This is a genomic window from Streptomyces sp. NPDC058758 (assembly GCF_042746075.1).
Classification (GTDB): Bacteria; Actinomycetota; Actinomycetes; order Streptomycetales; family Streptomycetaceae; genus Streptomyces.
On record NZ_JBHYPS010000001.1, the window covers coordinates 147,619 to 174,070 of the forward strand.

At 75.4% G+C, this 26,452-nt stretch carries 24 protein-coding genes; 11 read left to right on the forward strand and 13 right to left on the reverse strand.

Translation table 11 applies throughout. The features are described 5' to 3' along the window. The first annotated feature begins 116 nt into the window (after positions 1–116). Together ACFW6A_RS00675 and ACFW6A_RS00680 are read left to right on the forward strand one after the other, a co-directional pair. Entirely contained in the window at positions 117–1,037 is a 921-nt protein-coding gene (locus tag ACFW6A_RS00675; RefSeq protein WP_351851296.1) for a pseudouridine-5'-phosphate glycosidase, read from the forward strand. After that, positions 1,034–1,960: a PfkB family carbohydrate kinase gene (locus ACFW6A_RS00680; RefSeq protein WP_351851294.1), complete on the forward strand. Its 927-nt coding sequence runs from the start codon at positions 1,034–1,036 to the stop codon at positions 1,958–1,960. Before ACFW6A_RS00675 ends, ACFW6A_RS00680 begins: the two co-directional genes overlap by 4 nt. Here the strand turns inward: ACFW6A_RS00680 and ACFW6A_RS00685 are convergent. Further along, positions 1,952–2,599 (reverse strand): uridine kinase, encoded by a 648-nt coding sequence (locus tag ACFW6A_RS00685; RefSeq protein ID WP_351851291.1) that lies wholly within the window; start codon positions 2,597–2,599, stop codon positions 1,952–1,954. The two genes, ACFW6A_RS00680 and ACFW6A_RS00685, sit on opposite strands and share 9 nt — an antisense overlap. Further along, complete coding sequence (locus ACFW6A_RS00690) at positions 2,523–3,098, reverse strand: hypothetical protein (protein WP_351851288.1); 576 nt, start codon at positions 3,096–3,098, stop codon at positions 2,523–2,525. The genes ACFW6A_RS00685 and ACFW6A_RS00690 overlap by 77 nt, the downstream gene beginning before the upstream one ends. A 44-nt stretch (positions 3,099–3,142) precedes the next feature. Between ACFW6A_RS00690 and ACFW6A_RS00695 the strand changes: the two genes are divergently transcribed. The 4 genes from ACFW6A_RS00695 to ACFW6A_RS00710 are packed head-to-tail and all read left to right on the forward strand — an operon-like array spanning position 3,143 to position 5,577. After that, positions 3,143–3,919: an SDR family oxidoreductase gene (locus ACFW6A_RS00695; RefSeq protein ID WP_351851285.1), complete on the forward strand. Its 777-nt coding sequence runs from the start codon at positions 3,143–3,145 to the stop codon at positions 3,917–3,919. A 13-nt stretch (positions 3,920–3,932) separates the two neighbouring features. Then, positions 3,933–4,316: a MerR family transcriptional regulator gene (locus tag ACFW6A_RS00700; protein WP_351851283.1), complete on the forward strand. Its 384-nt coding sequence runs from the start codon at positions 3,933–3,935 to the stop codon at positions 4,314–4,316. A gap of 56 nt (positions 4,317–4,372) precedes the next feature. Then, positions 4,373–4,831 carry a hypothetical protein gene (locus ACFW6A_RS00705; RefSeq protein WP_351851281.1) on the forward strand — a complete coding sequence of 153 codons (459 nt, stop codon included), beginning with the start codon at positions 4,373–4,375 and terminating at the stop codon, positions 4,829–4,831. 11 nt (positions 4,832–4,842) lie between these two features. Beyond that, positions 4,843–5,577 (forward strand): DUF2293 domain-containing protein, encoded by a 735-nt coding sequence (locus ACFW6A_RS00710; protein WP_351851278.1) that lies wholly within the window; start codon positions 4,843–4,845, stop codon positions 5,575–5,577. 56 nt (positions 5,578–5,633) lie between these two features. On the opposite strand, the gene ACFW6A_RS00715 is transcribed toward ACFW6A_RS00710, so the two are convergent. From ACFW6A_RS00715 to ACFW6A_RS00725, 3 genes are all read right to left on the reverse strand, one after another. After that, a complete protein-coding gene (locus ACFW6A_RS00715; protein ID WP_351851276.1) occupies positions 5,634–6,434 on the reverse strand; it encodes a chaplin in 801 nt (266 codons plus the stop codon). Positions 6,435–6,582: 148 nt separating this feature from the next. Further along, positions 6,583–7,860 carry an SWIM zinc finger family protein gene (locus tag ACFW6A_RS00720; RefSeq protein ID WP_351851273.1) on the reverse strand — a complete coding sequence of 426 codons (1,278 nt, stop codon included), beginning with the start codon at positions 7,858–7,860 and terminating at the stop codon, positions 6,583–6,585. Continuing rightward, positions 7,857–10,700 carry a DEAD/DEAH box helicase gene (locus ACFW6A_RS00725; RefSeq protein ID WP_351851271.1) on the reverse strand — a complete coding sequence of 948 codons (2,844 nt, stop codon included), beginning with the start codon at positions 10,698–10,700 and terminating at the stop codon, positions 7,857–7,859. The genes ACFW6A_RS00720 and ACFW6A_RS00725 overlap by 4 nt, the downstream gene beginning before the upstream one ends. 229 nt (positions 10,701–10,929) lie before the next feature. Between ACFW6A_RS00725 and ACFW6A_RS00730 the strand changes: the two genes are divergently transcribed. Then, positions 10,930–11,262: a hypothetical protein gene (locus ACFW6A_RS00730; protein WP_351851268.1), complete on the forward strand. Its 333-nt coding sequence runs from the start codon at positions 10,930–10,932 to the stop codon at positions 11,260–11,262. Between the two features lie 109 nt (positions 11,263–11,371). Then, the gene (locus tag ACFW6A_RS00735) at positions 11,372–11,680 is read left to right on the forward strand and encodes a DUF6343 family protein (protein ID WP_351851265.1); all 309 of its coding nucleotides are present in this window, start codon (positions 11,372–11,374) and stop codon (positions 11,678–11,680) included. 16 nt (positions 11,681–11,696) lie between these two features. Here ACFW6A_RS00735 and ACFW6A_RS00740 read toward each other — a convergent pair whose 3' ends face one another. The 4 genes from ACFW6A_RS00740 to rpsA form a co-directional block, all read right to left on the reverse strand. After that, the gene (locus tag ACFW6A_RS00740; RefSeq protein WP_031002694.1) at positions 11,697–12,065 is read right to left on the reverse strand and encodes a tetratricopeptide repeat protein; all 369 of its coding nucleotides are present in this window, start codon (positions 12,063–12,065) and stop codon (positions 11,697–11,699) included. A gap of 55 nt (positions 12,066–12,120) precedes the next feature. Further along, positions 12,121–12,717, reverse strand: a complete 597-nt coding sequence (gene coaE / locus ACFW6A_RS00745) for a dephospho-CoA kinase (RefSeq protein WP_351851263.1) — start codon at positions 12,715–12,717, stop codon at positions 12,121–12,123. A 31-nt stretch (positions 12,718–12,748) separates the two neighbouring features. Beyond that, positions 12,749–13,687, reverse strand: a complete 939-nt coding sequence (locus ACFW6A_RS00750) for a PAC2 family protein (RefSeq protein WP_351851260.1) — start codon at positions 13,685–13,687, stop codon at positions 12,749–12,751. 166 nt (positions 13,688–13,853) lie between these two features. Beyond that, entirely contained in the window at positions 13,854–15,359 is a 1,506-nt protein-coding gene (gene rpsA / locus ACFW6A_RS00755; protein WP_351851258.1) for a 30S ribosomal protein S1, read from the reverse strand. Between the two features lie 346 nt (positions 15,360–15,705). Here rpsA and ACFW6A_RS00760 point away from each other — a divergent pair, with 346 nt between their 5' ends. Both ACFW6A_RS00760 and hrpB read left to right on the forward strand, forming a co-directional pair. Beyond that, the gene (locus ACFW6A_RS00760; RefSeq protein WP_351851256.1) at positions 15,706–16,545 is read left to right on the forward strand and encodes a methyltransferase domain-containing protein; all 840 of its coding nucleotides are present in this window, start codon (positions 15,706–15,708) and stop codon (positions 16,543–16,545) included. A 100-nt stretch (positions 16,546–16,645) separates the two neighbouring features. Then, the gene (gene hrpB, locus ACFW6A_RS00765; RefSeq protein ID WP_386638014.1) at positions 16,646–19,225 is read left to right on the forward strand and encodes an ATP-dependent helicase HrpB; all 2,580 of its coding nucleotides are present in this window, start codon (positions 16,646–16,648) and stop codon (positions 19,223–19,225) included. Here hrpB and ACFW6A_RS00770 read toward each other — a convergent pair. The 3 genes from ACFW6A_RS00770 to ACFW6A_RS00780 form a co-directional block, all read right to left on the reverse strand. Beyond that, positions 19,209–20,204 carry a DUF3068 domain-containing protein gene (locus tag ACFW6A_RS00770; RefSeq protein WP_351851250.1) on the reverse strand — a complete coding sequence of 332 codons (996 nt, stop codon included), beginning with the start codon at positions 20,202–20,204 and terminating at the stop codon, positions 19,209–19,211. The two genes, hrpB and ACFW6A_RS00770, sit on opposite strands and share 17 nt — an antisense overlap. Positions 20,205–20,213: 9 nt before the next feature. Further along, positions 20,214–20,354 carry an SPW_0924 family protein gene (locus ACFW6A_RS00775; RefSeq protein WP_107063131.1) on the reverse strand — a complete coding sequence of 47 codons (141 nt, stop codon included), beginning with the start codon at positions 20,352–20,354 and terminating at the stop codon, positions 20,214–20,216. A 161-nt stretch (positions 20,355–20,515) separates the two neighbouring features. Further along, complete coding sequence (locus ACFW6A_RS00780) at positions 20,516–22,375, reverse strand: lytic transglycosylase (RefSeq protein ID WP_351851247.1); 1,860 nt, start codon at positions 22,373–22,375, stop codon at positions 20,516–20,518. 251 nt (positions 22,376–22,626) lie between these two features. Between ACFW6A_RS00780 and ACFW6A_RS00785 the strand changes: the two genes are divergently transcribed. Then, positions 22,627–23,646, forward strand: coding sequence for a DUF4184 family protein (locus ACFW6A_RS00785; RefSeq protein ID WP_351851244.1), 1,020 nt, complete (start codon positions 22,627–22,629; stop codon positions 23,644–23,646). 88 nt (positions 23,647–23,734) lie between these two features. On the opposite strand, the gene polA is transcribed toward ACFW6A_RS00785, so the two are convergent. Then, entirely contained in the window at positions 23,735–26,446 is a 2,712-nt protein-coding gene (gene polA, locus ACFW6A_RS00790; protein WP_386638018.1) for a DNA polymerase I, read from the reverse strand. Between the last annotated feature and the right edge of the window lie 6 nt (positions 26,447–26,452).

Consider the following 26,452-nt stretch of genomic DNA (forward strand, 5'->3'; position numbering starts at 1 on the left):
CGCGCCCGGCACCCGGAAACCGAATCCGTACCCCGCTCGCACCCCCGTACGAAAGGGGGGTGGCGGGAGATCGCCAGAGGTGTTTGCGGGGCGGGTGGCCGCGCCAGGAATGGACCATGACCACGACCACACTGGTGTCCGAAGAGGTACGGCAGGCGCTCCACGAGGGCCGGCCCGTCGTCGCCCTCGAATCGACGATCATCGCCCACGGCCTCCCGCGCCCGCGGAACCTGGCGGTGGCCGAGGAGCTGGAGGAGTCGGTACGGTCCCGGGGCGCCGTGCCGGCCACCATCGCCGTGCTCGACGGAGTGGCGCGGATCGGCCTCGACCGGGCCGGACTGACCCGGATCGCCGAGGACCCCACGGTGCGCAAGCTCGGCCACCGCGACCTGGCACCGGCGCTCGCCACCGGCGCCACCGGGGCGACCACGGTCTCGGCGACGGCCCGGCTCGCCGACGCCGCGGGCATACGGGTCTTCGCCACCGGCGGCCTCGGCGGGGTGCACCGCGAGTGGCGCGAGACCCAGGACGAGTCCGCCGACCTGCGCCTGCTCGCCGAGGTGGGCGTCACGGTGGTCTGCGCGGGCGTGAAGTCGATCCTCGACGTGCCGGCGACGCTCCAGCGCCTGGAGACGCTGGGCGTCACGGTCGCCGGATACGGCACGGAGACCTTCCCCGGCTTCTACCTCGCCTCCTCGGGGGAGCCGGTCGACTGGACGCTGCGCACCCCGGCCGAGGTCGCCGCGGTCATACGGGCCCGGGAGGCGCTCGGCCGCCCCTGGTCGGCGCTGATCGTGGCCAACCCGGTGCCGGAGGCGGAGCAGCTGGACCCGGCACTGCACGACCGGGTCCTCGCCCGGGGCCTCGCCGAGCTGAGGGAGAAGGGCGTCACCGGGCAGGCGGTGACCCCGTTCCTCCTGGAGTACCTGACGACGCACACGGACGGCGCCTCCCTGGAGGCCAACCTGGCGGCGGTGCGGGGCAACGTCCGGCTCGCGGCCGAGATCGCCGGGGCGTACGCCGCGGGCGAGCGGTGACGGAGGCCGGGAGGCGGACTCCGGGCGGTGCGCTGCTGGTCGTCGGGGACGTCGTCACGGACGTGGTGGCCCGGCACCGCACCCCGCTCGCGCCCGCGACGGACACGGCGGCCGCGATCCGCACCCTGCCGGGCGGCGCGGGGGCCAACGCGGCCTGCTGGGCGGCCCGTTCGGGCCACCCGGACGTGCGGCTGCTCGGCCGGGTCGGCACCGAGTCGGCCGGCTGGCACGAGCGGGCGCTGACCTGCGCGGGCGTCCGCCCGCTGCTGGTGCCCGACCCGGAGGCGCCGACGGCCACCGTGATCGCCCTGGTGGACGCGGCGGCCGAGCGCACCTTCCTCACGGACGGCGGCGCCGTGCTGCGCCTCTGCCCCGCCGACTGGTCGGCCGGACTCCTCGACGGCGTGGCCGCGCTCCACCTCTCCGGCTACCTGTTCTTCGCCGAGCCGAGCCGGGCGGCGGCGCTGCTGGCCCTGCGGGACGCCCGGGCGGCCGGGATACCGGTGAGCGTCGACCCGGCGTCGGCCGGCTTCCTGGCCGGACTGGGCCCCGAGCGGTTCCTCGAAGCGGCCGGGGGCGCGTCCCTCCTGCTGCCCAACGCCGACGAGGCCCGGCTGCTCACCGGCGCGCCGGACCCGGAGACGGCCGCCCGGGAGCTGAGCCGGCGGGTGCCGCTGGCCGTGGTGACGCTGGGCGCGGCCGGGGCGCTGGTCGCCGAGGCCGGGACGGTCACCGCCCGGGTGGCGGCCCCCGCCGTGCCGCCGGAGCGGCGGGTGGACTCGACGGGCGCGGGCGACGCCTTCACCGGGGCGTTCCTCGCGGCCCGGCTCGCGGGCGCGGACCCGGCGGAGGCGGCCCGGGCGGGGTGCGCGGCGGGCGCCGAGGCGGTGACCGTGGTGGGCGGCCGGCCGCCGTCAGTCTGAGCCGAGCGCCCCCAGCCCGGTCCACGCCGGGTGCCGCGGGTCGTCGGCCCGTACGACGACGTCGGCGGTCCCGACCGGGTCGACCTCCGCCTCGTAGCGGGCGAAGGCGGGCAGCGTCCAGGCCTCCCCGGTGCGCCGCGCCAGGGCGGCGGGCGACAGGCGCAGATGGACGGTCAGGTCGAAGGGGAACCAGTGCCCGAGGAGGAAGGGCCCGTGCAGCACCAGGACACCGCCGGGCGGCAGCGTCACGTACGGGCTGCGGGTCGCCCGGTCCTTCACCGGGTCCCACAGGTCGGGCAGGATCCGCCCGTCGCCGCCGGGCTCCAGGGGGGTGAACACCTCCCGCCACAGGGCGCCGGTGTCGGTCCAGCCCCCGTAGTACGCGTCGGGGTCCTGCCGGCCGTGCTCGTACCGCAGCGACGCGGGCCGCAGGAACCCGCGGGTCCCGATGACGCGCACCGGCCGCCCCCGGTCCTGGAACTGCTCCGCGAGGAGCCCGGCCAGCTCCTCGCCCCGGGCGTCGGGCGCCCCGTCGACGGCGACCTTCAGCCACTCCCCGCCGTCACCGGGCGCCAGCCGGTCCACGTGCTTCGCCAGCCGCCCGGCCATCCGGCCCCAGGTGATCGCCTCGTATCGCATCCCGCCCATTCTGCCCTGCGTCCACCGCTCCAGGCCCGTCCTCCCCCGGCCCCCGCACCGGCGCCCCGAGCCGCCCGGCGACCTCCGCCGCGACCGCGAGCGGTCCGTCCCACGGGCACCCCTGCCACTGGGCGAGCTGCGCCCGCTCCCCCGCCTCGTCCACGGCGGACAGCACCAGGACCGTGCCCCAGCTGTCCCCGTCCCACTCCAGCTCCAGGGCCACGACCGGCCGGCCGAGCGCCCGCGCCCGCTCCGTGAGCGTCTCCGCGTCCCGGGGCGGCAGCGGCACGAGCCGGTCGGCGAGGATCTCCTCCCGCACGTGGACGAGTTCGAGGCACGCGTACAGCCCCGGGCGCGGCGACACCCCGGCGTCCAGAACCTCCCGGGCCGCCGACAGCCGCGCCCGCCGCACCACACGGGCGTCCACCCGCTCCCGCACCTCCCACGACAGGGCCGCCCACAGCTCGTGCGGCGGAAGGGAACGGTCGTCGTGGGCCATGGGCTTGACCTTGTCACTGGCGTCACGGTTCCACCATCGGATTCATGGACACCACCACCACGCCCGCCACCCGCACCTCCTCCCCCCGGGTCGTCCTCGTCACCGGCGCGGGCACCGGCATCGGCCGCGCCACCGCCCGTGCCTTCGCCCGGCAGGGCGCGACCGTCGTCGCCGTGGGCCGCAGGCCCGGACCGCTGCGCGAGACCGCGGCCGAGGACCCCACCGCGATCCACCCGCATCCCGCCGACATCACCGCCGAGGGCACGCCCGAGGAGCTCGTACGCCGGGTGCTCGCCGACCACGGCCGCCTCGACGTCCTGGTCAACAACGCGGGCATCGCCACGGGCGGCCCCCTGGGCACCCTCGACCGCGCCGCGCTCGTCCCCCTCCTGGAGACCAACCTCCTCGCGCCCGTCCTGCTCACCCAGGCCGCCGTCCCCGCGCTGCGTGCCTCCGGCGGCGTCGTCGTGAACGTGACGACGACGATCGGGCAGCGCGGCTGGCCCGGCAACTCGGTCTACCCCGCGACCAAGAGCGCCCTGGAGACCCTCACCCGCTGCTGGGCCGTCGAACTCGCGCCCGCCGGCGTCCGGGTGGTGGCCGTCGCCCCCGGAGCGATCGACACCCCGATCGGCGACCACAGCGGCCTCGCACCGGAACAGCTCCGCGCGGTACGGGCCTGGCAGCTCGCGCACACCCCGCTCGGACGGGTCGGCCGCCCCGAGGAGGTCGCCTGGGCGGTCACCGCGCTCGCCGCCCCCGAGGCCGCCTTTCTCACCGGGACCGTGCTCCCGGTCGACGGGGGCGCGCTCGTCACGTGAGAGGACTGCGCGGATGCGCATCGGTGAACTGGCCCGCAGGACGGGCGTGTCGGCGCGGTCCCTGCGCCACTACGAGCAGGCGGGCCTCGTCTCCTCGTCCCGCGCGGCCAACGGCTACCGGGTGTACGACGAGACCGCGGTCGTCCGCGTCGCCAACATCCGGTACCTGCTCGACGCCGGCCTCACCCTGGACGACGTGGCCGCCTTCCGCTCGTGCCTCGACGGGGACCTGCCGTCGGTACGCCCCTCCGGCCGCGGTCTGGAGATCGCCCGCGAGCGGCTCGCGGTGCTCGACGCCCGGATCGCCGCGCAGACCGCGGCCCGGGACCGGCTGGCGTCGGCGCTCGCCGCCCGGTCCGACGGCCCCCGTGACGCAACCGCCGTGCGGCTGCCATGATCTGAAGGTCCGATGGATCTTCGGACGGTCGGAGCGGTACGGGGAGGGCGACCGGCATGGACGTGGCACTGATAGCGGTGGCGGGCACGCTCCTCGGCGTGATCGCCACCCACTGGTTCCAGGGCCGGACGACCCTGCGCACGGCCGTGCTCGCCCGGAACGAGCAGCTCCGCCAGGAGCGGATCGCCACCTACAGCGCCTTCGCCGGCGCCGTCGTCGAGTACCGGCACAGCCAGAACGACCGCTGGTTCCGGGCCGTGGAGGAACCCGGCTCGGAGGAGGCCGAGGAGTCCCGCCACGCCTCCTACCGGCAGCGGACCGCCGCCCGGCAGGCCCTCTTCCGCGTCCAGCTGGTCTGCGACGACGCGGACCTCCGGCGGCTCGCCGAGGCCGCGTTCGACGAGACCCACTGCATGCACGAGGCGGTGGGGACGACGGACCGGGCCCGCCGGTCCGACCGGGCCAAGGACGCCCTCGCCCGGTTCATCGCCGCCGCCGCGCCCGGACTCCGCTGAGGGGCACCGCCGTGGACCTCGTCGCCCCCGTCGTCGTCGAACCGCTGCGCCGCCGCCGCTGCTCCGAGTGCCGCAAGGGCCCGCTGGAGCGCATGATCGTCGAGTACGGCCGGCCGGTCTGCCTGGACTGCGCCGACCTCGGCCACCTCGTCTTCCTGCGCCGCGGCGACACCGCGCTCACCCGGCGCGCCCGGGAGCAGAGCGCCCTGTGGGCGGTGGTGGTACGCCACAACCGGCGCCGCACCCGGTACGAGCGCCAGGGGCTGCTCGTCGAGGAGGCGGCCCTCGCCCGGGCGGAGACGGCCTGCCTCGCCGACGCGGAGGCCCGGGCCCGGCGGCGGGCCCGGGACGCGGAGCGGCGCGCGGTGGAGGACGCCGGGATCACCGAGGCCCTGCGGACGGAGATCCTGCGGCTGTTCCCCGCGATGCCGGCGGAGCGGGCGACCGAGATCGCCGTCCACGCCTCGGCGAAGGGCAGCGGCCGGGTGGGCAGGACGGCCGCCGGACGCGCCCTCGACCGGGGCGCCGTGACGGCCGCGGTGCGCGCCTCGGTACGGCACGTGGACACGCCGTACGACGCGCTGCTGATGCGCGGTGTCCCCCGCCACCAGGCCCGCACCCGGGTCTCCCCCGCCATCGAGACCGTGCTCCGGGCCTGGCGGGAGCGGCCGTCCGGACAGGGGGACGCGCCCGGCGCGAGGGGCGCGACGGGCGCGGAGGGGACGCCGGGCCGGGCCGAACGCTGACGGCTCGGACGTCGGCGGGGCCGGGCCACGGCGTGGGCGGTCCGGATCGGACCCGGTCAGACCCGGTCGGCCGCGCGGCGGGCGCGGCGGTACATCAGCGCGCCGCCGAGGAGGAGCGCGGCACTGCCCGCGGCGGCGTAGCCGACGGGCTCGCTGCCGGTGGCGGCCAGCGACGAGGTGCTGGTCTCGCCCTGCGGGGCCGGTGCCGGGGCCGGCGCGGGCACCGCGGGCTTCTCCTGCTCGGCGACCGGCTTCGGCGGCAGGTTGCGCACCGGGGTCTGCGGGCGCGGGGTCGGGATCTCGACCTGCGGCTCCTCGGGGGTGCCCGGGCCGTTGACCCCGGTGTTGCCGACGGCCGGGTTGCCGACGCCCACGACGTTGACCGAATTGCCGACGACGTTGACCGGCAGGTCGATCGGGAGCTGGAGGCCGTTGCCGGACAGCACGCCCGGGGAGCCCTCGGCGTGGCTCTCGGCGGTGGCTCCGCCGCCGTTGGCCGCCCCGCCGCCGGAGGCGCCGCCGCGGGTGTCGGTCTGCTCGCCGCCGCGCGGGGTCACGGCCTCGTCCTTGTGTGTGCGGCCGGGGCCGGTGCCCCGGTCCTCCCCGGCCGGGGCCGAGGTGTTGGCGCACGAGTTGCCCATGGCCGGGTTGAGCAGCCCGACCACGTTGACCGTGTTCCCGCAGAGGTTGACCGGTACGTGGACCGGCAGCTGGATCGCGTTGCCGGAGCCGACTCCCGGCGAGCCGACCGCGGCGCCCTCGGCGCCCGAGTCCGCGTGGGCGGCGCCCGCCGACAGCGCGAGCGCACCACCCGTGACCAACAGTGTGGCCAGACCACTTCGGCGCATCTGCCTCATGGCTTCCTGCCTTCCGGAGTTGCACGGGCAAGTGCCCGTACCGGAATAAACGCGACGCACGCGTCTGCCGGATCCGGCCGCTGGCGGGTTTCACTCCTTCGAGGGAGTTTCCGTTCGAGTGGCGACCCGGGCGTTCCCTCGGACGGGGCTACCGGCCGAGGAGCTCGGTGAGGGCTCCGACCGGGTCGGGGTCGGGCGTGCCGCGCGGCCACCAGTCCTCGCGGCCGTGGTCCGATTCGTACGGGTACCACAGGCCGTCCCGGCCGAGCCGGAGTTGGAGCGAGTCGGTGGAGAGCCGGTTGCGCCAGGGCCGGAAGGACGGGAAGTCGGCGGCGAGGAGGGCGGGTCTCGCCCGGTCGAACGGACCGGCGGGCGGGTCCCAGGGCTCCTCCAGGACCGTGAGGCCCTCCGCGCCGCCCTGCCGCCAGGCCGCGACGGCGCGGGCGAGGTCGGTGGGGGTGCGGCCGAGGGCGTCGGCCAGGTCCCGGTAGAGCGCGCGGGTCGAGGCGGTGAGTCCGGAGCCGGGGTGGGCGGCGGCGAGCCGGACGGCGTCCTGCCAGGGGGTGAGGGCGGCGACCGGGTCGTGCCCGGTGGCGAGGAAGGCGTGGGCGCGGGCGGCGGCCTCGCCGGCCAGCAGGTCGAGCGCGAGGGGGTCCGGGGCGTGCGGGTCCGGCGGGAAGACGGCGGGGCGCCCGGGCCGGTCCGGGAGGGGCAGTGGCGGGGGCAGCGGCAGCGGGGGCCCGGCGGCGAGCACCTCGCGGGCGGGCACGGCGGGCAGGACGGGCGCGGTGGCCGCGGTCTCGGCGGCGGACCGGGCGGCGTTGCGCCGGGAGAGTTCGGCGAGGAGCTCCCCCTCGCCCCGGCCGCGCATCAGGAAGAGGACGAAGGGGTCCTCGTCGAGGAGGCGGGCCGCCTGGTAGCAGAGGGCCGCGGCGTGCTTGCAGGGGAAGCCGTCGTCGGGGCAGGAGCAGTCGGGCAGCAGGTCGCCGGGGGCGGGCAGCAGCCCCTCGACCGCCTCCAGGGCGTGCGGGACCTCCTTGTCGAGGAGGGCGGCCATGTGCTCGGGGCGGGCGGCGGCCTCGTCGAGGAAGAGCTCCCAGCCGTCGTCGCCGAGGGTCCGCATCCGGATCTCGGTGCGGTACGGGCGGATCCGGCTGCCGTGCACGTAGGCGACGACCCGGCCGGGGGTGACGGTGATCGCGTCGACGTGTCCGCGCTCCGCGTAGGCCCGGCCGCGGCCGAGGCGGGCCCGGTCGAGCGCGGTGCGCTCCAGGGCGGCCACCCAGGCGTTGCCCCACCAGGTGGCGGCGAAGCGTCCGTCGGAGGTCTCGCGGGGCGGGACGGCCGGGAAGGTGCGGCGGCGCTCGTCGTGGCGGGGGCCGGCCCCGCGCGCGGGACGGGCGGCCCGGGCTCCGGGGCGGTTCACGCGGACCTCCTCAGGGAGACCAGGTCGGCCAGTTCGCGGTCGGTGAGTTCGGTGAAGGCGGCCTCGCCGGAGCCCAGGACGGCGTCGGCCAGGGCCTTCTTGGCGCGGAGCAGTTCGGCGATGCGGTCCTCGACGGTGCCCTCGGTGACGAGCCGGTGGACCTGCACGGGCTGGGTCTGGCCGATCCGGTAGGCGCGGTCGGTGGCCTGGTCCTCGACCGCCGGGTTCCACCAGCGGTCGTAGTGGACGACGTGGCCGGCGCGGGTGAGGTTGAGGCCGGTGCCCGCGGCCTTGAGGGAGAGCAGGAAGACGGGGACCTCACCGGCCTGGAAGCGATCGACCATCCGCTCCCGCTCCGCCACGGGCGTTCCTCCGTGCAGGAGTTGGCTGCCGATCCCGCGGGCGGTGAGGTGGTCGGCGAGGAGCCGGGCCATCGACACGTACTGGGTGAAGACCAGGACGGAGCCGCCTTCGGCGAGGATGGTGTCGAGCAGTTCGTCGAGGAGGGCCAGCTTGCCGGAGCGGCCGGCGAGGCGGGCGGTGCCGCCGCCGCGCGGGGCGTCCTCCTTGAGGTACTGGGCGGGGTGGTTGCAGATCTGCTTGAGCGAGGTCAGCAGCTTCATCACCAGTCCGCGGCGGGCCATCCCCTCGGCCTCCTCGATCCGGCCCAGCGTCTCGCGGACCACCGCCTCGTACAGCGAGGCCTGTTCGCGGGTGAGCGGCACCGGGTGGTCGGACTCGGTCTTGGGGGGCAGCTCGGGCACGATGCCGGGGTCGGACTTGCGGCGGCGCAGCAGGAAGGGGCGGACGAGGCGGGCGAGCCGCTCCACCGCCTCCTCGTTCTCCAGCTCCTCGTGGTTCTCCGCGGCGCGGGCGTGCCGGGCGCGGAAGGCCTTGAGGGGGCCCAGGAGTCCGGGGGTGGTCCAGTCGAGGAGGGCCCACAGCTCGGAGAGGTTGTTCTCCACGGGGGTGCCAGTGAGGGCGACCCGGGCGGGCGCGGGCAGGGTCCGCAGTGCCTTGGCGGTCGCGGAGAAGGGGTTCTTCACGTGCTGGGCCTCGTCGGCGACGATCATCCCCCAGGGCTGCTCGGCGAGCCGGCCGGCGCGGGTGCGCAGGGTGCCGTAGGTGGTGAGGACGATCCCGCCGTCGAGGCCGCCGAGTTCGCGCGCGGTGCCGTGGAAGCGGCGGACGGGGACGCCGGGGGCGAACCTGGCCGCCTCCCGCTGCCAGTTGCCCAGGAGCGAGGCGGGGCAGACGACGAGGGTGGGCTCGCGGCGGGCCCGGCGCAGGTGGAGGGCGAGGACGGTGACGGTCTTGCCGAGGCCCATGTCGTCGGCGAGGCAGCCGCCGAGGCCCAGGGAGGTCATCAGGTCGAGCCAGGCGAGGCCGCGGAGCTGGTAGTCCCGGAGGGTGGCGGTGAGCCCGGGCGGGGGCGCGGCGGCCTCGGGGCCGGCGAGGAGCCGGTCGCGGAGGACGGCGAGCGCGCCGACGGGCACGGCGGGGACGGTCTCGCCGTCGACCTCGGCGCTGCCGGTGAGGGCGGCGGCGAGCGCGTCGACCGGTTCGAGCAGGCCCAGCTCCCGCTTGCGTGCCTTGCGGACGAGGTCGGGGTCGACGACGACCCAGCGGTCGCGGAGCCGTACGACGGGCCGGTGGGCCTCGGCGAGGACGTCCATCTCGCCCTGGGTGAGGGGGTCGCCGTCGAGGGAGAGCTGCCAGTCGAAGCGGAGCAGTTCGGTGGAGTCGAAGAAGCTGGTGCCGTCGGTGGCGGAGCCGGGCGCGGAGCGGGCGGGGCGGACGACGGCGGAGGCGCTGAGCGAGCGGGCCAGGTCGCGCGGCCAGTGCAGGGCGACCCCGGCGTCGGCGAGCCGGGCGGCGGCGGGGCCGAGCAGCTCGTACAGCTCGGCCTCGGTGACGGCGAGGACGTCGGGCGCGTCGCGCTCCAGGAGCCGGCCGAGCGGGGGCCAGATCCGGGCGGCGCGGCGCAGGGCGAGGAGGGCGTCGATCCGGGCGCGGGGACCGAAGTGCTCCCCCTCCCCCGCCCAGAGGGCCGCGGCGTCGATGACGAGGGTCGGGTCGGCGAGGCTGTGCACCTGGAGGACGGCGGCCGCGGCCTGCCGCTCGGGCCCGCCCTCGGCCTCCTCCGCGGTGTCGAAGAGCTCGGCGGCGGAGAGGTCGAGGCGGAGCGAGATCCGCACCCCGGCGTCCATGCCGGCGGCGGCCTCGGCGGCCCAGGCCCGGGCCCCGGGGAGGTGCTGCGGCGCGGCGGCGGCGAAGGGCGCGCCGACCGCGTGCACGGCGGCGGGCGTGCGGGGCAGGGTGTCGGCGACCGCGTCCAGGAAGGCCCGCACCAGGGCTTCCGGGTCGGGCAGCCCGAGCGGGCCGGAGCCGGCGACGGGCACCGCGTGCGCCTCGTACGGCATGGCGGCGGCGACGGCCCGCAGGTGGGCGATGTCCTCGGCGTCGAGCGGGCCGGCCCGCCAGGCGTCCAGGTCGTCGGCGGTGAGCCCGGGCAGCATCCGGCCCCGGGCGACGAGGTGCAGGGCGTGCAGGGCGGCCGCACCCCAGCAGGCGGTGGCGGGATGGGCGGCGGGGCTGTGCCGGGCCTCGACCAGCAGGGGCAGCGCGGTGGCCACGGGCAGGGTGACGGCGGGGACCTCCCGGCCGCGGGCGCCCGTGCCGTGGCGGCGGACGACGGTGATCCGGGCGGGCTCCGCCCCGGCGAGGCCGTCGGCCGGGGGCAGGGCCGCCCCGTCGGGCGCCCACAGGGCGATCCGGCCGTCGCGGGGCAGCGCGGCCGGCAGGAAGACGGCGGCACGGGCCGTCCAGCGCTCCGTCACGGGCCGTGCTCCTTCCCCCCGGGGTCCGTCGAGCCGGCGCGGATCTTCCGCGTCGGTCTCCCCGACCTTACGGGCGGGGTCTGACAACGGTGGCGCAGGCGTGTCCCCCGGCCGGCCCAACCCCGGATGACAGCGGCCCCCGGGGGCGGGAAAGTGGCGTCGACCAGGGCTTTTCGCCTCCGGGGCTGCCGCCGACCGCCTCGCTCGCCCGATCGAAGGGGATCCCGCCATGTCCGTTCGCCGGCGTCTCACGACCGCCACCGGGGCCGTGCTGCTCACGCTCACGGTCGCGGGCTGCTCGGGCCTCGGCCGCACCGCCGTCGGCCCCGTGACGTACGAGACGCGCGGGGAGAAGGTGGTGCGGGTGATGAGCCCGCCGGTGAAGGGCTGCCACCGGCTCCCGCTGGGCGCGACCCGGGTGGAGAACGGGACCCTGATCGACCTGATCCTCTACCGGACCCCGCACTGCCGGGGCGAGGAGCCGATCTACCTGCCCACCAACAGCTCCGACTCGATCGCGCCGGGCACCCTGCCCTGGCGCAGCTACTCCCTCGTGCACTGAGTCCCACCGCGCACCGAGCCTCCTCGGGACGGCGCCGTTCCCTTCGCCCCCGGGCGGGTACATGCTGGAAGTGCCCGACAGGTGGGATCCGACGGGAGAAGGCGCCGTCATGCGTACCGGCAGCGAACCCGCGACCGCGCGCAGCGCGCTGCGGCTGCGGTTCTGGCTGAGTGCCTGGGGGATGGTGTGGGCGGTCTTCGGCACGGTGGTCTTCGTGCTGCTCGGGCGCCCCGGCTGGGCGGTGGCCTGCGGGGTGCTGTTCCTGGTGGTCGCGGTCGACATGTCGATGGTGCTGCGCCACCTGCGGCAGGGCCCGCACTGGCAGCCGGGCCGTGACGTCCCTCCGTACGAGCCGGACCGCGGCAACCGGCCTCCCCGGGACCCCGGCGGACGGGGCCAGGACGGGCGGGATCCCTGAGCCCGGCCGCGGGCGGTCAGTCCTCGGTGCCGAAACCGGCGGCCCGTACGTATTCGGGCCGGGGGTCGAGCGCGGCGGCCAGCCGGAAGTGGCGGGTGGCCCGCGCGTCCTGCCCGGAGCGCTGGAGGGTGCGGGCGAGGGCGAAGTGCGCGAAGGCGTTGTCCGGCTCGCGCTCCAGGACCAGCTCGAACTCCAGTTGCGCGGGCCGCAGCTGGGCCGCGGCGAAGAAGGCCCGCGCCCGCAGGAGGCGGGCCGCCGTGTTCTCCGGGTGCTCGGCGATGACCGAGTCGAGCAGTTTCACGGCGCCACGCGGGTCCCGTGCGGCCAGCAACTGCTCGGCGGCACGGAAGTCGATGACGTGCGTCTCCGGATTTCTCTCGGCCATGAACTGCATCCTTCCCACGATCCGGCCCCGGAACACCGGACGGGGCGTCCCGGGGCTAGGCCGCCCGCCGTGTCAGCTCTTCCCAGACCTCGCGCACCCGCGGTTCCAGGGCTTCCAGCGGGCCGTCGTTGTCGATCACGAGGTCGGCGATCTCCAGCCGGGCCGCACGGGTGGCCTGGGCCGCCATGCGGGCCTTCGCCTCCTCCTCGGCCATGCCCCGGATCCGTACCAGCCGGTCCAGCCGGGTCTCGGGCGAGGCGTCCACGACGACCACGAGGTCGTAGAGGGGCGCGAGGCCGTTCTCGGTGAGCAGGGGCACGTCGTGGACCACCACGTCCCCGGGGCCCGCCGCGCTCTCCAGCTCGGCCGACCGGGCGCCGACGAGCGGGTGCACGATCGCGTTGAGCGCGGCCAGCCGCTCCGGGTCGGCGAAGACGACGGAGCCGAGCTTCGGCCGGTCGAGCGTGCCGTCCTCGCGGAGGACGTCCTCCCCGAAGGCGGTCACGACCGCCGCGAGGCCCGGTGTGCCCGGTTCGACGACCTCGCGGGCGATCCGGTCCGCGTCGATCAGCACGGCTCCGTACGAGACGAGCAGCCGGGACACCTCGCTCTTGCCGGCGCCGATACCGCCGGTCAGGCCCACCTTCAGCATGGGCGGCAGCTTAGGCCCTGGCTCCGCCGGGCTAGGCGTCGCCCTCCCTTTCGGCGAGGAAGCGCTCGAACTCGCGGCCCAGTTCGTCGGCCGAGGGGAGGTCGACGGGCTCGGCGACCAGGCTGCCGCGGGTGTCCGCACCGGCCATCGCGTCGTACTGGTGCTCAAGTCCCTGGACCAGGGCGACCAGTTCCTCGTCGCCCGCGCCGATCTGGCGGTCGATCTCGGTCTGGGTGCGGCGGGCCTCGGTGCGCAGCGCGTGGGCGACGCCGGGGAGGACCAGCCCGGTGGCGGCGGTGACGGCCTCCAGGGCGGTGAGCGCCGCGTCCGGGTAGGGAGAGCGGGCCACGTAGTGCGGCACGTGGGCGGCCACGCCGAGGGTGTCGAAACCGGCCTCGGTGAGCCGGAACTCGATGAGGGACTCGGCGCTGCCGGGCACCTGGGCCTCGTCGAAGGGGCTGCGGTGGCCGGGCATGAGGTCGGTGCGGTTGCCGTGCGGGGTGAGGCCGACGGGCCGGGTGTGCGGCACGCCCATGGGGATGCCGTGGAAGTTGACCGCGAGCCGCACGCCGAGCCGTTCGACGATCTGGGCGACGGCGGCGGCGAAGCGCTCCCACTCGACGTCCGGTTCGGGACCGCTGAGGACGAGGAAGGGGGCTCCGGTGGCGTCCTGGACGAGGCGGACCTCCAGGGCCGGCGTCTCGTACGCGGTCCAGCGGTCGCGCCGGAAGGTCAGCAGGGGACGGCGGGCGCGGTAGTCCACCAGCCGGTCGTGGTCGAAGCGGGCGACCACCTGGTTCGGCAGGGTGTCGAGCACGCCCTCGACGATCTGCTCGCCGGTCTCCCCCGCGTCGATGTAGCCGTCGAAGTGGTAGAGCATGACCAGCCCGGTCGACTCCTGTGCCAGGGCCAGGTCCACCACGGCCAGGCCCTTGGCGTCCCATTCGTACAAATCCTGGGGATCAAGCACGGTTACCGCTCCTCCTCGCGTCTCCTGGAAGAACGCCCCGGGGCGCAAGGTCATTCCCGGCGGGGGGCTTCGGCCGTGCCGGGAGAACGCGACCGGGGCCCGCTCCCCCGGGAGGGAGCGGGCCCCGGTTGTGCTAGCGGCTAGCGCTGCTCAGCGGTGAGCCTGTTCAGCTCTGGCCGCCGGCCAGCTTCTCGCGCAGGGCGGCGAGGGCCTCGTCCGACGCCAGGGCGCCGGCGTTGTCGTCCGACTCCGAGGAGTAGGAGCCGCCCGAGATGCCCGCACCGGCGTTGCCGGCGACCGGGGCGGCAGCGCCCTCGGCAGCGGCGGCCTCGTCGGCCTCGCGGGACTTGATGACCTGCGCCTGGTGCTGCTCGAAGCGAGCCTGCGCCTCGGCGTACTGGGCCTCCCACGCCTCGCGCTGGGTCTCGTAGCCCTCGAGCCAGTCGTTGGTCTCGGGGTCGAAGCCCTCGGGGTAGATGTAGTTGCCCTGGTCGTCGTAGGACGCGGCCATGCCGTACAGGGTCGGGTCGAACTCGACCGACGCCGGGTCGGCACCGAAGGACTCGTTGGCCTGCTTCAGGGACAGCGAGATCCGGCGACGCTCGAGGTCAATGTCGATGACCTTGACGAAGATCTCGTCGTTGACCTGGACGACCTGCTCCGGGATCTCCACGTGACGCTCGGCCAGCTCGGAGATGTGGACCAGACCCTCGATGCCCTCGTCGACGCGGACGAACGCACCGAACGGAACCAGCTTGGTGACCTTGCCGGGGACGACCTGGCCGATCTGGTGGGTGCGGGCGAACTGCTGCCACGGGTCCTCCTGCGTCGCCTTCAGCGACAGGGAGACACGCTCGCGGTCCATGTCCACGTCGAGAACCTCGACGGTGACCTCCTGGCCGACCTCGACGACCTCGGAGGGGTGGTCGATGTGCTTCCAGGAGAGCTCGGAGACGTGCACGAGGCCGTCGACGCCGCCCAGGTCCACGAAGGCACCGAAGTTGACGATCGAGGACACGACGCCGGAGCGGACCTGACCCTTCTGGAGGGTCGTGAGGAAGGTCTGGCGGACCTCGGACTGGGTCTGCTCCAGCCAGGCGCGGCGGGACAGGACCACGTTGTTGCGGTTCTTGTCCAGCTCGATGATCTTCGCCTCGAGCTCCTTGCCCACGTAGGGCTGGAGGTCGCGGACACGACGCATCTCGACCAGGGAGGCCGGGAGGAAGCCGCGGAGGCCGATGTCGAGGATGAGACCACCCTTGACGACCTCGATGACGGTACCGGTGACGATGCCGTCCTCTTCCTTGATCTTCTCGATGGTGCCCCAGGCGCGCTCGTACTGGGCGCGCTTCTTCGAGAGGATCAGGCGGCCTTCCTTGTCCTCCTTCTGGAGAACCAGGGCCTCGATCTCGTCGCCGACCTTGACGACCTCGTTGGGGTCGACGTCGTGCTTGATCGAGAGCTCGCGGCTCGGGATGACACCTTCGGTCTTGTAACCGATGTCGAGCAGGACCTCGTCCCGGTCGACCTTCACGATGACGCCGTCGACGATGTCGCCGTCGTTGAAGTACTTGATCGTCTCGTCGATCGCGGCGAGGAAGGCTTCCTCGTTACCGATGTCGTTGACCGCAACCTGCGGGGTGGTGGCGGTGGTCTCGGTGCTGCTCGTCATGTGGGAAAGGGCTCCGGTTACGGACAGAAAGTCGTAGGTACTGCTACGCCGAGAGCCCGTATCGCACTGAAGAAGCCAGACAGCCGATGAAGCGCCGTCCCGGTGACCGGGGGCGCCTCGTAAACCGAGGGGACCGCAACAGGTGCGAGCGCGGCCTGCTCCGTCTGAGGCGCGCAGGCCCGCAGCGCAACCTTTAGCATACGGGGGCGGCCGGACAGGGTCAATGCGCGAAGCGCGCACCCGGGGCAGAAGTGCGTAAACCCGGCACAACTCGTGTCCGCCCGCGGGCCATCGGCGGGCCTCCGCCGTTCCGGAGCACTGAGCGCAAACTACATCGACGGGCGAGATGAACCAAGAGTACGAACAGGACGACCGCTTCGAGACGGACGAGGACGAGGCGGAGGCGACCCGGCGTGACGCGGACGACGCGGAGAGCAGCCGGGCCAGCCGGGGCTGGTGGGACCGGAACGCCGACGAGTACCAGAACGACCACGGCGCCTTCCTCGGCGACGACCGGTTCGTGTGGGGCCCGGAGGGCCTGGACGAGGCCGAGGCGGGACTGCTCGGACCGGCCGAGGAACTGAAGGGTCTCGACGTCCTGGAGATCGGGGCCGGCGCCGCGCAGTGCTCGCGCTGGCTGGCGGCCCGGGGGGCCCGGCCGGTGGCGCTCGACCTGTCGCACCGGCAGCTCCAGCACGCCCTGCGGATCGGCGGGGAGGTGCCGCTGGTGGAGGCGGACGCGGGGGCGCTGCCCTTCCGCGACGGCTCCTTCGACCTGGCGTGCTCGGCCTACGGCGCGGTGCCGTTCGTGGCCGATCCGGTGCGGGTCTTCCGCGAGGTGCGCCGGGTCCTGCGGCCCGGGGGGCGCTGGGTGTTCTCGGTGACGCACCCGATCCGCTGGGCGTTCCCGGACGAGCCGGGGCCGGAGGGCCTGTCGGTCTCCGCCTCCTACTTCGACCGCACCCCGTACGTCGAGCAGGACGGGGAGGGGCGGGCGGTGTACGTCGAGCACCACCGGACGCTGGGCGACCGGGTGCGGGACGTGGTGGCGGGCGGCTTCCGGCTGGTGGACCTGGTCGAGCCGGAGTGGCCGGCGTGGAACGGCCAGGAGTGGGGCGGCTGGTCCCCGCTGCGGGGCAATCTGATCCCGGGCACGGCGATCTTCGTGTGCGAGCGCGAGGACTGACGGGGCCGGACCGGCTCGCCAGGAGTCGGACAGTCGTACTTATGGGCGGGCCTGTGGATAACCGGGCCCGCCTTTTTCCTTCGCGTACGAGACTGAGTGCGTGATCCGAAACGACGTACTCGATCTGCTTCCCGTCCGGCATGCCGTTCCCGAGCTGCTGGCCGCGCTCGACGGGCGTGGCACGGCGGTGCTGCACGCGCCGCCCGGCACCGGCAAGACCACGCTGGTGCCGCTGGCCCTCGCGGGGCTCGTGGGGGACGGGCCGGAGCGGCGGGTGCTGGTGGCCGAGCCGCGCCGGATGGCGGTGCGGGCCGCGGCCGCGCGGATGGCGTGGCTGCTGGGCGAGGAGGTCGGGCGGACGGTCGGCTTCGCGGTGCGAGGAGAGCGGCGGGCCGGCCCCTCGACCCGGGTCGAGGTGGTGACGACGGGTCTCCTCCTCCAGCGGCTCCAGCGGGATCCGGAGCTGGCGGGCGTGGACGTGGTGCTGCTCGACGAGTGCCACGAGCGGCATCTGGACGCCGACACGGCCCTCGCGTTCCTGGTGGACGTACGGGCCGCGCTGCGGCCGGAGCTGGGGGTCGTCGCGGCCTCGGCGACCAGCGACGCGGAGGCGTGGGCGCGGCTGCTGACCGTGCAGGAGGGCGGCGGGCCGGCGCCGGTGGTGCGCAGCGAGGGCGAGGGGCACGGCTTCGCGGTGGTCCACGCGCCGCCGCCGTCGGGGATCCGGCCGGCGCACGGCACCTGGGTGGATCCGGCGCTGCTGCGGCACGTGGCGGCGACGGTCCGGGAGGCGCTGGCGCGGCACGAGGGCGATGTCCTCTGCTTCCTGCCCGGCACCGGGGAGATCGCGCGGACGGCGGGGCTCCTGGACGGGGTGGACGCCGAGGTGCTCCAGCTGCACGGGCGGGCTCCGGCGGCGGTGCAGGACGCGGTGCTGCGCGGGGCGGGCCCGGCCGGGCGGCGGCGCGTGGTGCTGTCGACGTCGGTGGCCGAGTCGAGCCTCACGGTGCCGGGGGTGCGGGTGGTGGTGGACGCGGGGCTGGCCCGGGAGCCGCGGATGGACCACGCGCGCGGTCTGGGCTCGCTGGCGACGGTGCCGGTGTCGGCCGCGGCGGCGACGCAGCGGGCGGGGCGCTCGGGGCGTGAGGCGCCGGGGACGGTGTACCGCTGCTGGGCGGAGGCGGAGGAGAGCGGCCGGGCGCGGTTCCCGGCGCCGGAGATCCGGATCGCGGACCTGGCCGGCTTCGCGCTGCGGGCCGCCTGCTGGGGGGACCCGACGGCGGAGGGGCTGGCGCTGCTCGACGCGCCGCCGGCCGGGGCGCTGGCGGCGGCGCGTGCGGTGCTGACGGCGATCGGGGCGGTCGACGAGGCCGGGCAGGCGACCGGGCGGGGGGTGCGGATGGCCCGGCTCGGGGTGCATCCGCGGCTCGGGCGGGCGCTGCTCGACGGGGCGGCCGAGGTGGGGGTGCGGCGGGCGGCCGAGGTGGTGGCCCTGCTGAGCGAGGAACCGCCCCGCGAGTACGGGGACGACCTGGCGGCGGCTTGGCGCGAGGCCCGCCGGGGCGGGGACGCGTACGGGGCGCGGTGGAGGGCGGAGGTGCGCCGGCTGGAGCGCGCGGCCGCCTCGGGCGGGAAGGAGACCGAAGGCCGGGACCCGGAGGCCGAAGGCAGGGGCCCGGGGGCCGGGGTCCGGGGCGGGGACGACGCGGTGGCGGGGGTGGTGACGGCGCTGGCGTTCCCCGAGCGGGTGGCGCGGGCCCGTGAGCAGGGCGGGCATCTGATGGTGTCCGGCGGCGGGGCGCGGCTCGCGGAGGGCTCGGGGCTGCGGTCGGCACCGTGGCTGGCGGTCGCGGTGGCGGACCGGACGGCCCGGGACGCGACGGCGCGGGTGCGGCTGGCGGCGGTGGTGGACGAGGCCGTGGCGCGGAAGGCGGCGGGGCACCTGTTCCGGGTGGGCGAGGAGGTGCGCTGGGAGGACGGCGACGTGGTCGCGCGGTCCGTGGAGCGGCTGGGGGCGGTGGAGCTGACCGTCCGGCCGCTGGGCGCGGGGGCCGATCCGGTGCTGGTGCGGGAGGCGCTGCTCGACGGGCTGCGGAGAGAGGGGACGGGGCTGCTGCGGTGGGGGCGGGAGGCGGTGGAGCTGCGGGAGCGGCTCGCCTTCCTGCACGGGGCGGTCGGCGGGGCGTGGCCGGACGTGGCGGAGGAGGCGCTGGTGGAGCGGGCCGGGGAGTGGCTGGAGCCGGAGCTGTCGCGGGCGGCGCGGCGGGCCGATCTGGGGCGGATCGACGCCGGCCAGGCGCTGCGGCGGCTGCTGCCGTGGGCCACCGGCGAGGCGGGACGGCTGGACGAGCTGGCGCCGGAGCGGATCGAGGTGCCGAGCGGTTCGCGGATCCGGGTGGCGTACGGGGAGGGGCGGCCGGTGCTGGCGGTGAAGCTCCAGGAGATGTTCGGTCTGGAGGGGACGCCGAGGGTGGCGGGGGTGCCGGTGCTGGTGCACCTGCTCTCCCCCGCCGGCCGGCCGGCGGCCGTGACCGCCGATCTGGCGTCGTTCTGGCGGGACGGCTACCGGGCGGTGCGGGCGGAGCTGCGGGGGCGGTACCCGAAGCACCCGTGGCCGGAGGACCCCACCGTCGCGGTGGCGACCCGGCACACGAGCGCGCGGCTCAGACGGGAGGGGTGACCGGCTCGGGGGCGGCCTTCGGGGCGGTCGCGGGGGCGGGGCGGCGGGAGCGGTGCTCCAGCCACAGCGCGAGGGCGAGGAGGGCGAGGGCGAGGAGGGTGAAGGTCCAGGGCAGCCGGGAGACGAGGAGGAGGACGGTGGTGCGGTTGGCGGAGACCAGCTCGACGGTGTCGGCGACGTAGTCCTCGCGCATCTTCACGTGGCCGTCGAAGACGGTGAGGGTGTCGGTGCCCATGAGGGCCTTGGCGCCGCGGAGCTCCTCCTTGTGGATCTCCTCGCCGTTGACGGGGGCTCCGGTGACGGGCTCGACCCAGAACATCCGCTTCGTGGTGTACCAGCGGGTGAGGCCGGTGCTCGCGATGACCTCGGGGGTGATGCCCTCGACCGGCATGGTCTTGGGCATGGGCACCTGGGTCCAGGGGATGGTCTGCTCGTAGTAGTAGACCTCCAGGCCGCGGAAGGTGCGGGTGCCCGCGTAGTGGATGGGGGACGAGGTGCGGGTCTGGGCGTCGAAGTAGAGGTAGTCGCGCTTCTCGGTGAGGAAGGGCCATTTGAACTCGATGCCCTCGCGCTTGACCGGGTCGCCGTCGACCATCTCTCCGGGCACGTTCACGGGGTCCTGGGTGTGGGCGTCGAAGACGTACCGCTCGGGGATCTTGGACACCATCTTGCCGTCGGGGCCCATGACGTAGGAGAGACCGTCCCAGACGACGACGTCGCGGTCGGTGCCGGCCTCGATCCGCTTCGACTCCTCCACGTTGCCCTTGAGGGTCTGGACGATGGTGATCTTCTCGACCTCGCGGGACTTGAGGGTGCCGTAGTCGAGGAGGGTCGCGGGGCGGGCCTCCAGGACCACCTCCTGGTACTGGTTCGGCGGGATCTTGGCCAGCCGGGGGAAGGCGTACCAGCGCAGGGTGGGGGCCATGGCGGCGAAGAAGACGGCGAAGGAGAGGAGGACGAGGCTGGCTCGGCGGCGCACGGGGGCTCCCTACTTCTTGGGGCCGGGGTCGGCGGTGAGCAGGGGTCTGGGCGAGGTGGGTCCGTCGGGCGGCAGATCGACCAGGGAGACGAGCAGGACGAAGAGCAGGACGGGCACAAGTCCGATCGCGGCGGCGACGAGGGCGCGCATGTCGGCCTCCCGGCAGGTGATCTGATGGGTCGTCAGGGCGGGGGCACCGTAGCAACGCGGCCGTGAGATGAGAACAGCTCGCGGTGGGGCGAACCGAAACGCGCGCCGCCCCCGGCGTCCCGGGAGGGACGGCGGGGGCGGCGCGGAGGAAGGGGTGCGGGTCAGGCGGAGGGCGACGGGCTCGCGGACGGCGAGGCCGAGGCGGAGCCGGACGGGGCCGACGGGGACTCGGACGCGGTCGGCGCCGGGTCGGGGGTCGGGTCCGGGGAGGCGGGCGGCGTGGTGGCCGGGGCGGTGACGGTGAGCGTCAGCTTCGCGGTGCCGCCGCCGGGCGCGGTGAGCAGCAGGACGTAGGAGCCCGCCTTCTCGCCCGCGACGAGGTCGTCGATCGACAGGCGGCCGTTCGCGTCGGTCTTCAGGACCTTGGTGCGGATGGGGTTGCCCGCGGCGTCCTTGCCGAACGACGGGCCGTCGGCGCTCTGCTGGTCCGACCCCTCCGAGTCGGTGACGACCGCGGTGACCGTCACGCCGGGGGCGAGGGCGCCGCCGAGGCGGCCCTCGACGGTGACGTCGGCGTAGGCGGCACCGGTCACGGCGGTCAGGGCGGCGTCGCCGACGCGGGCGAGGGCGTCGGCCTTGCGGACCTCGACGGTGGCCTTCAGCTCGGCGGCCGGCAGGGAGCGGCCGGAGACGGTGGCGCGGATGGTGAAGGGCTCGGCCTTCACGCCGGCGCGCAGGGCGGGGGCCTTGGCGACGCCCCGCGCGTCCGAGGTGACGGTGACCGTGGTGGCGCCGGCGGGGAAGCGGGCGTCGGTGGTGGCGGGGAGCACGAAGCGGACGGTGACGCCGGCGACCGGGCGGCCGGAGGCGTCCACGGCGGTGACGGTCGCGGCTTGCGCGAAGGTGCTCTCGGTGACCGCGGTCAGCACCGCCGTACCGGCCTTGAGGCGGGCGACCCTGAGGGTCGGCGGGACCTCGACGGGCGTGGCGGCCGGCGGCCGGGTCGGGTCGGTGGTCGGCGGCTTCGTCGTCTCCGATGGCTTCGACGGCGTGGTCGGGGCCGGGTCGGTGGGCTTCGGCGACGGCCTGTCCGGCGTCGGGGTGGTGCTCGGGGCCGGCGAGGTGGGCCGCGTCGGGCGCACGGTCCGGTCGGGGCCGGGCCGGTCGCTGCGGTCGACCGGGAGCCGGCCCGTGCCGTCCGGGACGGTGTGGGCGCCGCGGTTGTAGTACTCGAACCAGGTGAGGACGGTGTTCAGGTACTCCGTGGAGCGGTTGTAGCTGAGGATCGCCCGGTCGAGGTCGGCCTTGATCGCCAGGTTCCGGCCGCCGGCGCACAGGTACATGCCCGCGGCCTGGGCGGCGTCGTAGATGTTGTTGGGGTCCTTCTTCCCGTCGCCGTTGGCGTCCTGGCCCCAGACGGCCCAGGTGGACGGGATGAACTGCATGGGGCCGACGGCGCGGTCGTGGGTGGTGTCGCCGTCGAAGGCACCGCGGTCGGTGTCCTGGATGAGGGCGAAGCCGTTGCCGTCGAGGGCCGGGCCGAGGATCGGGGAGAGGGTGGTGCCGTTGCCGTCGACGCGGCCGCCGCGGGCCTGCCCGGACTCGACCTTGCCTATGCCGGCGAGGAGTTGCCACGGCAGGTTGCAGGAGGGGTCGGAGGCCCGGACCGACGCCTCGGCGCGCCGGTAGGCGGCGAGGACGGTCGCGGGTATGCCGGCCTCGGCGGGGCCGGTGACGATCGGCACCTGGGGCGCGGTGGGCGCCACCCCGGGGACGTTCGGCGTGTTCAGCGGCGGCAGGTCGGTGTAGTACGGCGAGTCGCCGGTCGCCGAGCCGCCCTCCCCGCCGCCGGGCGCGGTGGTGGCCTCGCCGGCGCCGATGGTCCGGTCGCCGCCGAGGTTGTCGGTCGGCGGCGGGAGCGCCCCCGGGCCCTGCGAGGCGGCCAGCGCCGCGACCGCGGCGGCCACGATGGCCCCGCTCGTGGCTCCCCTGCGCAGACGGCGGCCGAATTGCGCTGCCATACCGGTGCTCCCTCCCCATTCGACTGCGGCCGCGCGCTCCCCGCGCGTGGCCTCAGGCGACCCTATGCGATGTCCGTATCACAGGACACCACGGCCTGACCGTGTTTCACGCTTTCGTCACCCCTTGGCCTCCCGGCGGCCGGACACGGAGGTCCGCACTCCGGACCCGGGGCGGTTCCCGGGAACCGCCCCGGCGGTGCGCCGCCTCTTGCACTCGGGCCGATCATCCGTACGACCGGGAGGTTCCTTCCGTGCCCTTCACCCTGAGTCACGCCGCCGCCGTCCTGCCCGGGCTGCGGCGGGACGGCACCGCGCGCGGCCCGTTCGTCGCCTCGGCCCTCGTGGCCGGCAGCTTCTCCCCCGACCTCACCTACTTCGCGGCGTCGGTGGTGCCCGGGGCGATGGAGTTCGGGGACGTCACCCACTCCCCCGCCGGGCTCGTCACCGTCGACGTGCTCGTCGCCGCCGTCCTGGTGGGACTGTGGCTGACGGTGCGTGAGCCGCTGGTCGGGCTGCTGCCCGCACGGTGGCGGGGCCGGGTGTACGGGGTGGTGCGCGGCCGGCCGTGGCGGGAGCGGCGGCCGGTCGGCCTCGTGGCGTGGTTCGCCGTCTCCGCGGTGCTCGGCGCGACCACCCACGTCGTCTGGGACGCCTTCACGCACCTCGACCGCTGGGGGACGCGGGCGGTCCCGTTCCTGGCGGAGGTGGTGGGCGGGTTCCCGGTCTACCTGTACGCGCAGTACGGCGGTTCGGCGCTGGCGCTCGGTCTGCTCGGCTGGTTCACGGCCCGGGCGCTGCGGTCGGTGCCGGCCGGGGCGGCGGTGCCCGCCTCGGTGCGGGTGCCGGGCCGGCGGGAGCGGCGGGCGGCACTGGCGCTGATCGGGGCGTGCCTGGCGGCCGGGGTCGCGCACCGGGTGCTGCGCTGGGCGGCGTACTGGGGCTGGGGCCGGATCGAGAGTCCGCTCGACATCGTCCCGACCGCCTGTTTCGGGGCGGGTGCGGGGCTCGTCGCGGGGCTGCTGCTGTACGGGACGGCCGCCCGGCTGCGGGGGCGGCCGGCGGCGCCCGGTCCGGCCCCGGCTGCCGCTCCCGCCACGGGTCCTGCCGCCGGACCCGCCCCGGCGCCTGCCGCAGGCCCCGCCCCGGCGCCTGCCCCCGCTGCCGGTCCTGCTGCCGGTCCCGTCCCGGACCCCGGCCCCGGGGCGGCCGCGGAAGGGGAGGGAAGGGAGCCGGGCGGCCGTACGGCGCGCTCCCGTCCGGGCGTCCGCTGATCTTCCGCCGCCGGAGCGCGTCACCCGGCGCACGTGCCGGTGGCCGCACCCCGCGAGGGGGGTGCGGCCACCGGGGGCGGGTACCGGGTCAGTGCGCGGCCGAGTCCCAGTCCGGGCCGACGCCGACGGAGACGTCGAGCGGGGCGCGGAGGTCGGCGGCGGCGGACATCTGCTCGCGGACCAGGGCCTCGACCCGCTCGCGCTCGCCGGGGGCGATCTCCAGGACGATTTCGTCGTGGACCTGGAGGAGCATCCGGGAGGCGAGCCCGGCCTCGGTGAGCGCCCGGTCGACCTTGAGCATGGCGACCTTGACGATGTCGGCGGCGGTGCCCTGGATCGGGGCGTTGAGCGCCATCCTCTCGGCGGCCTCGCGGCGCTGGCGGTTGTCGCTGTTGAGGTCCGGCAGGTAGCGGCGGCGACCGAGCATGGTCTCGGTGTAGCCGGTGGCGCGGGCCTCGTCGACGACCCGGCGCAGGTAGTCCCGCACCCCGCCGAAGCGCTCGAAGTAGGTGTCCATCAGGCCGCGGGCCTCGCCCGGGTCGATGTTCAGCTGCTGCGCGAGGCCGAAGGCGGAGAGGCCGTAGGCGAGGCCGTACGACATGGCCTTGATCTTGCGGCGCATCTCGGCGTCGACGGCGGACCGCTCGACGGCGAAGACCTGGGAGGCGACGGTGGTGTGCAGGTCCTCGCCGGAGGTGAAGGCCTCGATGAGGCCCTCGTCCTCGGAGAGGTGGGCCATGACGCGCAGCTCGATCTGGCTGTAGTCGGCGGTCATGAGGGACTCGAAGCCCTCGCCGACGACGAAGCCGTGCCGGATGGCGCGGCCCTCGTCCGTCCGCACCGGCACGTTCTGCAGGTTGGGGTCGGTGGAGGAGAGGCGGCCGGTGGCGGCGACGGTCTGGCTGAAGGTGGTGTGGATCCGGCCGTCGGCGGCGACGGTCTTGATCAGGCCCTCGACGGTGGAGCGGAGCCGGGCCTGCTCGCGGTGGCGGAGCATGATCACCGGCAGCTCGTGCTCGGTCTGGCCGGCCAGCCAGGCGAGCGCGTCGGCGTCGGTGGTGTAGCCGGTCTTCGTCTTCTTGGTCTTCGGGAGGTTCAGCTCGCCGAAGAAGACCTCCTGGAGCTGCTTGGGCGAGCCGAGGTTGAACTCGTGGCCGACGGAGGCGTGGGCCTCCTTGACGGCCTGCTGCACCGCGCCGGCGAACTGCTGCTCCATCGCCTCCAGGTGGTCGCGGTCGGCGGCGATGCCGTGCCGCTCCAGGCGGGCGAGGAGAACGGAGGTGGGCAGTTCGATGTCGTACAGCAGCTCGCGGGCGCCGACCTCGTCGAGCCGGGACTCGAAGGCGGCCCCCAGGTCGAGGACGGCGCGCGCCTGGGTCATCAGGGCCTCGGCCTCGGCGTGGTCCTCGGCGCCGAAGGCGAGCTGGCCCTCGGTGGCGGCGGCGGGCGCCAGCTCGCGGCCGAGGTACTCCAGGGAGAGGGCGTCCAGGGCGAAGGAGCGGCGGCCCGGCTTGACCAGGTAGGCGGCGAGCGCGGTGTCCATGGTGACGCCGGCGACGCTCCAGCCGTGCTCGGGGAAGACCCGCATCGCGCCCTTGGCGTTGTGCAGGACCTTGGGGCGGTCCGGGTCGGCGATCCAGGCGGCCCAGGCCCGCTCGTCGGCCTCGTCCAGCTCGCTGGGGTCGAACCAGGCGGCCTCGCCGCCGGCGCCGGCCAGGGCGATCTCGGCGACGCTGCCGGTGCCCAGGCCCCAGCTGTCGACGGTGGCGACGCCGAGGGTCCCGGTGCCGTGCTCGGCCAGCCAGGGGGCGAGCTCGCCGGCGCCGAGGACGGTGAAGTCGAGCTCGACGCCGGGGGCGGGGGCGGGCTCGGTCTCCTCCTCGGAGCCGGGGTCGACGGCGAGGAGCCGCTCGCGCAGCGAGGGGTTGCGGATCTCCAGGGTGTCGAGGAGCAGGGCGACGGCCTTGCGGTCGTACGGCTCGCGGGCGAGGTCGGCGACGGTCTTCGGCAGCTCGACGTCCCGGACCATCTCGGTGAGGACGCGGTTGAGCTTGACGGATTCCAGGTGGTCCCGGAAGTTCTGCCCGGCCTTGCCCTTGACCTCGTCGGCGCGCTCGACCAGCTCGGCGAAGGAGCCGAACTGGTTGATCCACTTGGCGGCGGTCTTCTCGCCGACGCCCGGGATGCCGGGGAGGTTGTCCGACGGGTCGCCGCGCAGGGCGGCGAAGTCGGGGTACTGGCCGGGGGTGAGGCCGTACTTCTCCTGGACCTTCTCCGGGGTGAAGCGGGTCAGCTCGGAGACGCCCTTGGTGGGGTAGAGCACGGTGGTGTGCTCGCTGACCAGCTGGAAGGAGTCCCGGTCGCCGGTGACGATGAGGACCTCGAAGCCCGCGGCCTCCGCCTGGGTGGCGAGGGTGGCGATGATGTCGTCGGCCTCGAAGCCGTCGACGGCGAACCGCGGCGCGTGCATGGCGTCGAGGAGCTCGCCGATCAGCTCGACCTGGCCCTTGAACTCGTCGGGGGTGCTGGAGCGGTTCGCCTTGTACTCGGGGAACTCCTGCGAGCGCCAGGTCCTGCGGGACACGTCGAAGGCGACGGCGAAGTGGGTGGGCGCCTCGTCGCGCAGGGTGTTCGCCAGCATCGACGCGAAGCCGTAGATCGCGTTCGTCGGCTGCCCGGTCACGGTGGTGAAGTTCTCCACGGGCAGTGCGTAGAACGCCCGGTACGCGAGCGAGTGCCCGTCCATGAGGAGCAGGCGGGGGCGGGTGTCTGCGGGGTTCTTCGATGCTGTCTCGGCCACGGGACG

Excerpts from the sequence above, each read along its gene's own strand:
- ACFW6A_RS00675 (WP_351851296.1), top strand. The coding sequence starts at position 117 with ATGACCACGACCACACTGGTGTCCGAAGAGGTACGGCAGGCGCTCCAC.
- ACFW6A_RS00685 (WP_351851291.1), bottom strand. The coding sequence starts at position 2,599 with ATGCGATACGAGGCGATCACCTGGGGCCGGATGGCCGGGCGGCTGGCG.
- ACFW6A_RS00690 (WP_351851288.1), bottom strand. The coding sequence starts at position 3,098 with ATGGCCCACGACGACCGTTCCCTTCCGCCGCACGAGCTGTGGGCGGCC.
- ACFW6A_RS00695 (WP_351851285.1), top strand. The coding sequence starts at position 3,143 with ATGGACACCACCACCACGCCCGCCACCCGCACCTCCTCCCCCCGGGTC.
- ACFW6A_RS00700 (WP_351851283.1), top strand. The coding sequence starts at position 3,933 with ATGCGCATCGGTGAACTGGCCCGCAGGACGGGCGTGTCGGCGCGGTCC.
- ACFW6A_RS00705 (WP_351851281.1), top strand. The coding sequence starts at position 4,373 with ATGGACGTGGCACTGATAGCGGTGGCGGGCACGCTCCTCGGCGTGATC.
- ACFW6A_RS00715 (WP_351851276.1), bottom strand. The coding sequence starts at position 6,434 with ATGAGGCAGATGCGCCGAAGTGGTCTGGCCACACTGTTGGTCACGGGT.
- ACFW6A_RS00730 (WP_351851268.1), top strand. The coding sequence starts at position 10,930 with ATGTCCGTTCGCCGGCGTCTCACGACCGCCACCGGGGCCGTGCTGCTC.
- ACFW6A_RS00735 (WP_351851265.1), top strand. The coding sequence starts at position 11,372 with ATGCGTACCGGCAGCGAACCCGCGACCGCGCGCAGCGCGCTGCGGCTG.
- ACFW6A_RS00740 (WP_031002694.1), bottom strand. The coding sequence starts at position 12,065 with ATGGCCGAGAGAAATCCGGAGACGCACGTCATCGACTTCCGTGCCGCC.
- coaE (WP_351851263.1), bottom strand. The coding sequence starts at position 12,717 with ATGCTGAAGGTGGGCCTGACCGGCGGTATCGGCGCCGGCAAGAGCGAG.
- rpsA (WP_351851258.1), bottom strand. The coding sequence starts at position 15,359 with ATGACGAGCAGCACCGAGACCACCGCCACCACCCCGCAGGTTGCGGTC.
- ACFW6A_RS00760 (WP_351851256.1), top strand. The coding sequence starts at position 15,706 with ATGAACCAAGAGTACGAACAGGACGACCGCTTCGAGACGGACGAGGAC.
- ACFW6A_RS00775 (WP_107063131.1), bottom strand. The coding sequence starts at position 20,354 with ATGCGCGCCCTCGTCGCCGCCGCGATCGGACTTGTGCCCGTCCTGCTC.
- ACFW6A_RS00780 (WP_351851247.1), bottom strand. The coding sequence starts at position 22,375 with ATGGCAGCGCAATTCGGCCGCCGTCTGCGCAGGGGAGCCACGAGCGGG.